We start from the raw sequence: 9,464 nt of genomic DNA, 5'->3' as shown, positions 1-9,464 counted from the left end.
GGTGCTGGGCGGTTCCTACCTGGAAGCCGGCGACGAGGGCCGGTATACCGTGCAGGCCGGCGATGCGCTGGTGCACCGCCCGTTCGAATCGCACCTGGATTGCTTTTCCGCGCGCGGCGCCGACGTCCTGATCATCCCCATGCCGATCACGGCCCGGCTACCCGTCCACGGCCGCGTGCGCGACGCCGACGCTCTGCTGCGCATTGCCGAACGTTCGCCCGCCGAGGCCTGGCCGGCATTCGCCGAGGCGTTCGAAGCCGATGCCTCAAGCCACCGCGACTGGCCGGATCTGCTGGCACGGACACTTCGCGAGCAACCGGACATCTGTTTGGCCCAATGGGCGGAAGAGACGGGCTTGCGCGTCGAATCGGTCAGCCGCGGCTTTCGCAAGGCTTACGGCAGCTCGCCGAAGGCCTATCGCGCCCAGGTACGGGCACGGGCGGCATGGGAAGCCATCCGCGGATCGTCGCTCGCGTTGGGCCGGCTGGCGACGGAACTTGGTTTTTCCGACCAGGCGCACATGAGCCGCGCGGTAAGGGGCCTCACCGGACACATGCCGCGCGCGTGGCGCATGGCTGCGGTGGCCTGAACGGCAAGCAGCCGAGGTCAACTGGATTCAAGACGACGCGCGCGATCGGCATCTACTGTCGCAACCAACCATTCCCACCCGGATCGATCATGCGCAAGACCTTCCTCGCCCTCGCCGTTGCCTTCTCCCTGTCCCCGTTCACTGTGCTGGCCGCCGACCACGTGGGGCAAGTGCTCGAAGCGAACCAGACGGCCACGGCCGGGAACCACTGGCAGGCAAAGGATGGCCTGGCGTTGCGCTACGCGTACTCGGGCCAGGGACTCACCGGACAAGTAACCTCGATGCAGGATGTCCAGCGCGGCCGTTTCGTCGATCGTTCGGATATTGGTCCAACCAATACCGCAAGTGGCTTCGACGGCAAGATGGCCTGGGAAGTGGAACCGTCGGGGACGGCGAAGCCACAGGAGGGTGGCGACGTTCGCCAGCTCGCCGTCAACGAGGCCTACCGCCTGCAGAACCTGTGGTGGCACAGCGACCGGGGCGGCGCCACGATCACCGATGCCGGGCGCAAGCGCGACGGCGGCAAGGATTACGACGTTCTCACCGTTGTCCCCAAGGAAGGCAAGCCGTTCGATGCCTGGTTCGATCCTGACACGCACCTGCTTGCGCGCACAGTGGAGTTAAATACTACCCTCACCATCACCACCTACTACGCGGACTACGCCGCCACCGATGGTGTGCAGCTGGCGCACTCGTTGACGATAGATGATGGCAGCGGTGAAGCCAACCGGCAGACGATGAAGCTGTCATCGGCTACTTTCTCCTCGGGTGGGGACGATGCACGCTTTGCGCTGCCCAAGACCGACCTGCACGATTTCGAGCTTTCCCACGGCGCCACGCAAACCACGGTACCGTTCCTGCTCGCCAACAACCACGTCTACGTCAAGGCATCGTTCAACGGCAGCAAGCCGCTGAATGTCATCGTGGACACCGGCGGCCACGACATCCTGGTGCCTGATTCAGCAACCGCGCTTGGCATCAAGGTGCAAGGTGCGCAACCGTCCACAGGCTCCGGCAGCGACGTGGCCCTGAGCGGACTGGCGCGTGTGCAGTCCATCCGCGTGGGCGATGCCACGCTGAAGGATCAGCCTATCAGCGTGCTCAAGTTTTCCAACGCCGCCGAAGGCCTCGACGAACAGGGCATGATCGGCTACGAGTTCATCGCCCGTTTCATCACGCGCTTTGACTACGCCCGTCACGAACTCACCTTTATCGACAAAAAGCACTTCGATCCCAGCGACGCAGGAACGCCGGTGCCGTTCCGCTTCTACCACCAGTTTCCCGAAGTGCTGGGTAGTTACGCTGGTATTCCTGGTCGATTCGGCATCGATACCGGCGCGCGCAACGTGCTGTCGCTTACCAGCCCCTTTGCCGAACGCAATCACATTCGCGATCTGGAGAAGAACGGCGCCGAGGCGATCACCGGCTGGGGCGTGGGCGGCGCGAGCCGGGGCTATGTGTTCCGCGGCAAGGACTTGAAGCTTGGCGATGTCACGGTGAAGTCGCCGCTGACCGAATTCAACCTGGACAAGGGCGGCGTCGGCAGCATCGAGGCTTTCCCGAACAATGTCGGCAGCGGCCTGCTCAAGCGCTTCGTAGTCACCTTCGATTACGACCACCAGGTGATGTACCTCAAGCCCATTCCGGGCAAGGTGGATGACCTGGATACGTTCGACCGTTCCGGCGTGTGGCTTAACGTGAGCGGCAAGGGATTTGGCATTGTCAGCGTGGGCAAGGACACACCGGCGGCGAAGGTTGGCCTGGCCGCGGGCGACACCATCGTGGCAGTCGATGGCAAGGCTGCGTCGTCCATCCACCTCTACGACCTGCGGCGGCGCCTGCGCAACGATGCGCCGGGGACCAGGGTGGCGCTGACGCTTGAGCACGAGGGCAAGCCGCGCAATGTCACCCTGGTGTTACGCGACCTGATCTAACATCCGCCAGCGTCCTTGGCCGGAAACAATGCGTTCGTGCCGGCGGTCTTCCCTGTGGCCGCCGGCGACGGCATCTTGGCTGGCATGGACATCAAGAGGGCCTTGACATGACAGACCGTGAAATCACCCGCCGCGTTCGCGGCATGGACACTTCCGACGGTGCCGGCGTGAAGTTGAAGCGCGTGATCGGCCAGCCCGCGCTGGACATGGTCGATCCCTTCCTGCTGCTCGACGAATTCCGTTCGGACCAGCCGGGCGACTACATTTCCGGCTTCCCCGAGCATCCGCACCGCGGCTTCGAAACCGTTACCTACATGCTCGCCGGCCGCATGCAGCACGGCGACAACCACGGCAACCGGGGCGACCTGGAGGCCGGCAGCGTGCAATGGATGACCGCCGGTCGCGGCATCCTGCATTCAGAAATGCCGCAGCAGGAAGACGGCCTGATGTGGGGCTTCCAGCTGTGGGTGAACCTGCCAGCCAGCGACAAGATGACCACCCCCCGCTACCAGGACATTCCGCCGGGCGATATTCCCACCGCCACGCCGGCGCCCGGTGTCACCGTCAAGGTGATTGCCGGCTCCATCGATGGCGTGACGGGACCGGTCTCGGGCGTTGCCACGGCACCGGTGTACCTGGACCTGGCGCTGGAGCCCGGCGCGCACGTGGCCGTGCCGCTGCCAACCGGTCACCACGCCTTCGCCTACGTCTTCGACGGCAAGGAGGCCAAGGTGGGCTCGCAGCTGCTGGCCCGCAGCGAGTTGGGCGTATTGACCGAAGGCGACAGTGTGCTGATCGGCGCCACCGACGCCGCCACCCGGGTCCTGCTGGTGGCCGGCAAGCCGCTGGCCGAGCCCGTGGCCCGCTACGGCCCGTTCGTCATGAACACGCAGCAGCAGATCCACGAAGCCATCGCCGACTTCCGCGCCGGCAAGTTCTAACCAAACCCTAAAGGGGTCAGAGTCATTTAACTCCCTTAAATGACTCTGACCCCATTGCTCGCCATTGCTCGTTGCTGACCGCTATTGTTCGTCGCGATAGGATGACTGTTCTCCTGCTTCGGACGTCCCCCATGCCACGCAGCAAGACCGCCTTTCTTTTCGATCTCGACGGCACGCTGGTCGATAGCGTCTACCAGCACGTGCTGGCCTGGAAGGAATCGCTCGATGCCGAGGGCATCGACCTGTCCGTCTGGCGCATCCATCGCAAGATCGGCATGAGCGGCGGACTGTTCACCCACATCCTGCTGCGCGAAACCGGCATGGAGATAACCCACGACCGCGTCGAGCGCCTGCGCATCGGCCACGCCGCGGCCTACGGGCGGCTGGCCGCCGCCGGCAGCGTCAAGCCGCTACCCGGTGCAATAGCCCTGCTGGCGTGGCTGACCGACGCCGGCATCCCTTGGGGCATCGCCACCAGTGGGCGCATGGAAACGGCGGCGCACAATCTGGAGGCACTGGGCGTGGATCCTTCAAAGGTGCCCGTGGTGACGCGCGACCAGGTGCGCCACGCCAAGCCGGATCCCGATCTCTTCGTCACCTGCGCCGAGCGCCTGGGCATGGACATCCGCGAAGCCGTGGTACTGGGCGACAGCATCTGGGACATGCTGGCCGCGCAACGCGCGCGAGCGCTGGGCATCGGCCTGTTGTCCGGCGGCTACGGCGAAAACGAACTCGAGCGCGCCGGCGCATACCGCGTCTTCGCCGATCCGGCCGACCTTCTCCTGCACATCGACGAAGTGGCCGCGCGCAGTTAACCCCAAAAGGGGTTTAGCGGCCGATGGTGACCTGGGCTGGCAGGGTGTGGAGGGTGAGCTCGCCGTTCTTCCAGGTGGCGGGCTTGCCGTCGACGGTGGTGGCGCCGGGGGTGTCCTTGCCGGGCCACGGGAACACCAGGCCGCCGGGGGGAAGGTCGATGCCTTCGTCCACTTGCAGGTGCACGCCGTCGCGGTCGCGGCGAAGTGTGTAGCTGAGCTGGCCGCGGGTCGTGCGCAGGCCCTGGAGGCCGATGCCTTCGCCGTCGAGCCAGCCCATGGGGATGCCGGCGGCGAGCACGATCGACTGGTCCGCGTCGCGCTCGTAGGCAAACATGTCCAGCACCGAGCGCACGTAGTCCGAGGCGATCCACGCGTGCGGCATGTCGCCGACGAAACGCGGCTTGCGCGGATCGCGGCCAACGACTTCCGCCCATTGGTTCCATGCCGGCGGGCGACGCGAGGCGAAGAAGAAATCAAGCAGGCCCTGCACGCGATCGCGCCAGCCAAGGCGCACGAAGGTGGCGACGGTCCGCAGTTCGTACGGCGTGTAGTCGTCCCACGCGGCCTTGCCATCGCGGCGCGCCACGAAGCCCTGCCAGTATTTCTCGAACGTGCCATCCACCAGCGCCCTGGGCAGCCGCGCCTGTTCCCCTCCCGGGGAAATGGCAATGGTGGTGGAGGTGGCATCGAAATCGCCCAGTTCCGCGGCGCCTGGGATGAAGCCGATGCCGCGCTGCTTCACGGCAAGATCGATCGAGGCGTGCAGATCGTGACGGAACGCGTCGCGTGACTGCGCAAAGCGCTGTTCGTCGTCGGTGTTGCCCAGCACGCGGGCCATGTCCACGGCGTCGTCGTAGCCCTTCATGGCCCAGAAATCGTCCCAGTACGAATGCATCGGCTTGGCCGAATAGCCTTCGTGGCTGATCGACGCCGGCATCAGTCCGTACAGTGCGCGCCGGTCGGGCGTGGTGTTGGTTGCCGTGCTTTCGCTGGCGCGCAGTTGATCCATGTAGAGCACGGCGCGCCGGATGTTCGGCCACAGCGCCGCCAGCATGGCGTTGTCGCGCGTATAGCGGTAGAGCTCGGCGATGCTGAAGATGAGTTCGCCGTGGCTGTCGTTTTCGGGCACCGGATCCGAACCGCGTGCGTCGACGCAGCAGGGCACCTTTCCGCTGGAAAACTGGTGCGGGGCATACCACTGCACGAAGTCGCGCGCGGTGTCCTCGTGGCCCATGCGCAGCAGGCCCTCGGTCATCATCGCGCCGTCGCGCACCCAGGTGCGCGCATACGAACGCGTGCCTGGTTGCAGGGCCGGGCCGTCACGCGACAGCAGGATGTGCGCCAGCGCGGTGCGGGCGGTATCCACCACCGTCTGCGCGTGCGCCGGCACCGTGATCGATACGCGATTGAGTTTTTCGCGCCAGTCGTCGGCCACGTTGCCCAGGGTGTCGTCCAGCCAGCCGTCGGCAGCGGGCGCAGGCGCGTGGGCGGGGTCGACGATCAGGCCGATGTCCCGGCTTGCCCCGGGCGCAAGCGTGAGCTTGTACAGCAAGGCGCCCTGGGCAAAACCGAAATCGTCGTGCAAGGTGTTGGCCTTCGGCTCCTCGCCGGCGGCCAGGCGCTCGGCCAGGTTACCGGCATCGAAGCTTCCCGCCACGAACGCATCGGTGGTTTGCAGGGATCGCAGGTAGCGGTTGCCGTTGACCGTGAGCGTGCGTCCATCCCAGGCGAAGTCGTGGATCGGGCTGGTGCCACCCGGGGAATTGAGGAACTGCGTGGGCGGGTTCACCTGGAAAGGCCGGGCGAGCAAGGCTAGCGTGACCTCACGCGCCTGCATCGAGTTGTTATGCAGGGTGTATTTGACGGCCGTGACCGAATCGCCGTCGTACCTGGTACCGAAGGCGGTGGTGTCGAGCGTAAGATCGCCGCTGTGCCAGCTTACCGAGGGAATGGGCAGGTAGCCGTCGGCCAGGCTTTGCCGGCTGCTGACATCGGCCCAGGTCACCGCGCCCTGCCCTGTCAGCAGCATCGGTTCGATCGAGAACCCGCCGCGCACCACTTCCAGCGCGCCATCCTCGGACAGCAGGGCGGAGCTGGTGCTGTCGCCGTCTACGCCGAGCAGGGTCCAGTACGACTGCTCGCCGGAGAAACCCCGCGGGTACAGGCCGCGACGCACGCCCTTCGCCTGCGCCTGGAAGAAGGCATTGGGCGTGGCGCCCCAGGCAAGATCCTTGAGCGTGAGGCGTGAGATTCCGTACTGCTTCGGTCCTTCGCCATGGATGGCCACGCGCAGGTAGCGGGCAGAAGTTTCCGGCAGGAAGATCGCGTCCTGCCCGCCGTTGCCATCGACCACCGTGCGCCCGGTTCGCCACGTGCGTCCGTCGTCGGACACGTCCACGCTATAGCGCGACGCGGCGTGGCCCGGCTCCCAATCCAGCACCACGCCGCCGAAGTCGCGCTGCACGTTCAGGTCGATGGTGTAGCTCGGATCGTTGCCGCGCGAGGGATCGTTCCGCCATGCCGTGCCAAGGGTGTTATCAAGCGGCGCACCGGCGGGAAATCCCGACAGCGAGGAACTGGCCGTAGCCACGGGCGTGGGGAAGGTGGTGGCCTCCGGAGGCAGCGGAGTAAGTGTGAGGTTGTCAAAGCACACGTTGCCGCGGCCGCCGTGCGCGTTGTACACCATCAGTTCCACCACGGCCGTATGGCGCAGGGTGCGGTCCTTGGCCGGACCCCAGGCGAACTCCACCTGTCGACGACGCGCCTGGATGTATTCCCAGGCATTGGCGGGAACGAAATCCTGCCGCTGGTACCACCACACGTTGTCGCCGCTCTCGTCGATCAGCTTCAGCTGCAGGGTGTTGGCGGGCATCTGCCCGTGTACCTGCAGGGACAGCGCGAAGTTGGGTGGGAAGTCGATCGGCAGCACGCGCTTGATCGAAGCGGACCCCGACACGCCATGGAAGTCGAAATCCAGGCACAGGCCCTTGCCGTCCACGCCCTGGTCTTCTCGCAGCGACGCTGCAACATCGTCGGTATGCAGGGCCTGCCAGCCGGCCTTGCTTTCGAAGCCGTCGAGCAGGCGCTGCGGCGCGGCTTGGGCGCTGCCGGCAACGATAAGCGCGAGCAGCACCGCTTGGCGAAACTTCATCCGTTATCCCTTGACGCTGCCCAGCAGGAGGCCTTCCAGGTAATAGCGCTGCAACGCCAGGAAGAGGGCGAGCACGGGTACTACGGTAACCACGGAGCCGGCCATCATCAACTCTGAATCCTGCACGTGTTCACGTGAAAGCGACGCCAGCGCGATGGGCAAGGTGTAGTGCTCCTGCCCCGTCAGCGCGATCAGCGGCCACATGAAGTCGTTCCAGGCGGCCAGGAAGGTGAAGATGGCCAACGTCACCATGATCGGCTTCAACAGGGGCATCACGATCTGCATGAAGATCCGCGCCTCGCCCGCGCCGTCGATGCGCGCGGCCTCGAGCAGGTCGTCCGGGATGCCGCTGGTGTACTGCCTCACGAGGAAAATGCCGAAGATGGTGGCCAATGCCGGCACGATCACCGCACCATAAGTGTTGATCAGCCCCATGTACTTCAGCAGCAGGAACAGCGGCAACATCGCCACCTGCGCGGGAATCACCAGGCCCCCCACCAATGCCTGGAACAGCCGCTGCCGGCCGGTGAACCGCAGCTTCGCGAAGGCATAGCCCGCCATCACGTTGATCAGCACCGAGAACACGGTGATCGCCGCCGATACCAGCAAGCTGTTGGCGAAGTACCGGCCCATGCCGGCGTGCACGAACAACTCCCGGTAGTTGTCGAAGGTGAAATGGCGCGGCAGCAGCGGCGGTGGCAGCGAACTTGCCTCGCCCGGCTGCATGAACGACACCGACAACATCCACACCAGTGGGAACAGCGCCACCACCGCGCCGCCCAGCAGCAGGCCGTTGACCAGCGCCTTGGCCATGCGCGGGCTCATACCACCACCTTGCGCCGGGACAGGCGCAGCATGCCGGCGGTAACCACGAACATGATCACGAACAGCAGGAAGGCCACGGCCGAGGCCGAACCCAGGTTCCACCACTTGAAGCCTTCCTCGTACATCAGGTACAGCACGCTGGTGGTGCTCTGCAGCGGCCCACCCTCGGTCATCACGTAGGGCTCGGCGAACAGCTGGAAGTAACCGGAAACGGTAAGGATGCTCACCATCAGCAGGGTCGGCGCCAGCATCGGCAGGGTGATGTGGCGGAACTGGCTGGGCACCGAGGCACCATCGATGCGGGCGGCCTCATAAAGATCAGCCGGGATCGCCTGCAATCCCGCCAGGAAGATGATCATGTTGTAGCCGAAATTCTTCCATACGGCGAAGAGGATGATGGTGGGCATGGCCCAGTGGGGGTCCCCCAGCCAGTCAATCGGATCGATCCCCAGCCCGCTAAGCCCGTAGTTGGCCCAGCCGTACTTGGTGTTGAACAGGTACCGCCAGATCACCGCTACCGCGACCACGGTGGTCACCACTGGTGCGAACAGCGCGGTGCGGAAGAACGGCTTGAACCTCGCCAGCGGCGAATTGAGCAGCAGCGCCGCGCCGAGCGAGGTGGCGATCGACAGCGGCACGCCCACAATGACGAAGTAGCACGTATGGCCCAGCGCCGACCAGAACAGCGGCAGGTGCAGCAAATCCCAATAATTGGCCAGCGCGACGAAACGCAGGTTGCGCACGTCCGCCAGGGCGTAGAGGTCGTAGTCGGTCAGGCTAAGCAATAGCGCCGCAATCACCGGCAGCAGGAAGAACAGGCCCAGGACGATCAGGGCGGGGGCCAGGAACCACCAGGCCGCGTTTTGGCGACTCACGGGGCATGCTCCTTGGCGTGGTCCAGCACCCAGCGGCGCTTCTCCAGGATGCGGTCGGTGCGGCGGTCGATCTCGGCGGCGGCATCATCGATGGAGATCTGCCCGGCCACGGCCTGCGCTGCCACCAGTTGCATCTCGGTGGCGATGCGCTCCCATTCGGGAACGGCGGGCGACGGCACCACGCGCTCGAGCTGGTCCCGGAAGGCGCGGGCCTTCGGGTCGTTGGCGAGCGTTCCGCCTTCCCACGACGAGCGCCGGGGCGGCATGTCGCCCAGCAGGTCGTAGAACTGCCGCTGGATATCCGGCCGTGAGAGAAATTCCACCAGCTGCCAGG

7 protein-coding genes and 1 pseudogene are annotated in these 9,464 nt (G+C 65.5%); 4 read left to right on the top strand and 4 right to left on the bottom strand.

The annotated features are described in order from the left end of the window. The 4 genes from VK519_RS00230 to VK519_RS00215 all read left to right on the top strand — a co-directional run. The coding region (locus VK519_RS00230) for a helix-turn-helix transcriptional regulator (protein WP_324346518.1) at positions 1–589 on the top strand (589 nt) is incomplete at its 5' end. An 89-nt stretch (positions 590–678) separates the two neighbouring features. Further along, positions 679–2,523, top strand: a complete 1,845-nt coding sequence (locus tag VK519_RS00225) for an aspartyl protease family protein (protein ID WP_324346516.1) — start codon at positions 679–681, stop codon at positions 2,521–2,523. A 107-nt stretch (positions 2,524–2,630) separates the two neighbouring features. Beyond that, positions 2,631–3,464 (top strand): pirin family protein, encoded by an 834-nt coding sequence (locus tag VK519_RS00220; protein ID WP_324346515.1) that lies wholly within the window; start codon positions 2,631–2,633, stop codon positions 3,462–3,464. A gap of 131 nt (positions 3,465–3,595) precedes the next feature. After that, positions 3,596–4,279: an HAD family hydrolase gene (locus VK519_RS00215; RefSeq protein WP_324346512.1), complete on the top strand. Its 684-nt coding sequence runs from the start codon at positions 3,596–3,598 to the stop codon at positions 4,277–4,279. 13 nt (positions 4,280–4,292) lie between these two features. On the opposite strand, the gene VK519_RS00210 is transcribed toward VK519_RS00215, so the two are convergent. The 4 genes and pseudogenes from VK519_RS00210 to VK519_RS00195 form a co-directional block, all read right to left on the bottom strand. After that, positions 4,293–7,430 carry a discoidin domain-containing protein gene (locus VK519_RS00210; protein ID WP_324346510.1) on the bottom strand — a complete coding sequence of 1,046 codons (3,138 nt, stop codon included), beginning with the start codon at positions 7,428–7,430 and terminating at the stop codon, positions 4,293–4,295. Between the two features lie 3 nt (positions 7,431–7,433). After that, complete coding sequence (locus VK519_RS00205; RefSeq protein ID WP_324346508.1) at positions 7,434–8,255, bottom strand: carbohydrate ABC transporter permease; 822 nt, start codon at positions 8,253–8,255, stop codon at positions 7,434–7,436. Then, complete coding sequence (locus tag VK519_RS00200) at positions 8,252–9,130, bottom strand: carbohydrate ABC transporter permease (RefSeq protein ID WP_324346506.1); 879 nt, start codon at positions 9,128–9,130, stop codon at positions 8,252–8,254. The genes VK519_RS00205 and VK519_RS00200 overlap by 4 nt, the downstream gene beginning before the upstream one ends. Continuing rightward, positions 9,127–9,464, bottom strand: a pseudogene (locus tag VK519_RS00195) (ABC transporter substrate-binding protein); the annotation flags it as partial. The gene VK519_RS00200 and the pseudogene VK519_RS00195, both read right to left, overlap by 4 nt.

The organism is Pinirhizobacter sp., from assembly GCF_035317885.1.
Classification (GTDB): Bacteria; Pseudomonadota; Gammaproteobacteria; order Xanthomonadales; family Rhodanobacteraceae; genus Pinirhizobacter.
The sequence above is the reverse complement of the archived record's forward strand: the minus strand, read 5'-3'. Positions and strand labels throughout refer to the sequence as shown.

Excerpts from the sequence above, each read along its gene's own strand:
- VK519_RS00225 (WP_324346516.1), top strand. The coding sequence starts at position 679 with ATGCGCAAGACCTTCCTCGCCCTCGCCGTTGCCTTCTCCCTGTCCCCG.
- VK519_RS00220 (WP_324346515.1), top strand. The coding sequence starts at position 2,631 with ATGACAGACCGTGAAATCACCCGCCGCGTTCGCGGCATGGACACTTCC.
- VK519_RS00215 (WP_324346512.1), top strand. The coding sequence starts at position 3,596 with ATGCCACGCAGCAAGACCGCCTTTCTTTTCGATCTCGACGGCACGCTG.
- VK519_RS00210 (WP_324346510.1), bottom strand. The coding sequence starts at position 7,430 with ATGAAGTTTCGCCAAGCGGTGCTGCTCGCGCTTATCGTTGCCGGCAGC.
- VK519_RS00205 (WP_324346508.1), bottom strand. The coding sequence starts at position 8,255 with ATGAGCCCGCGCATGGCCAAGGCGCTGGTCAACGGCCTGCTGCTGGGC.